The organism is Aromatoleum toluvorans, assembly GCF_012910905.1.
GTDB classification, from domain to species: domain Bacteria; phylum Pseudomonadota; class Gammaproteobacteria; order Burkholderiales; family Rhodocyclaceae; genus Aromatoleum; species Aromatoleum toluvorans.
Map to the genome: position 1 here is coordinate 1 of NZ_WTVN01000096.1, position 446 is coordinate 446.

General features: G+C 66.4%; 1 protein-coding gene. It reads left to right on the plus strand.

Annotation, left to right across the window (positions count from 1 at the left end):
* Positions 1-446, plus strand: a 446-nt coding sequence (locus GPA22_RS22460) for an EAL domain-containing protein (RefSeq protein WP_169258290.1), incomplete at both ends; no start/stop codon positions are given.

Below are 446 nucleotides of genomic sequence, written 5' to 3' on the forward strand. Positions count from 1 at the left end.
GATCGGCGGCGACGAGTTCGCGCTGATCATGTCCAATCTGACGCGACCCGAGGACGTGCTCGCGATCGCCGAACGCTTCGTCGCGGCGTTCGCCGATCCACTCCCGATCGACGGACTGGAGATATCAGGCGCGATCAGCGTCGGTATCGTGCTCGCGCCGCGCGACGGCAACAATCCGCACGAGCTGCTCAAGCATGTCGACATCGCGCTCTACCGGGCCAAGAAATCCGGCCCGGGCACGATCCGCTTCTTCGAAGCGAGCGACGACCAGGCGGCGCGCGACCGCCGCGCGTTGCAGCGCGATCTCGAACAGGCGATCGAAGCGAACCAGCTGTTTCTCGTCTACCAGCCGTTCCTCGACATCCGCAAAGGCCGCATCACCGGCTTCGAGGCGCTGCTGCGCTGGCAGCATCCGGCGCGCGGCCTGATCCCGCCCAGCGTCTTCA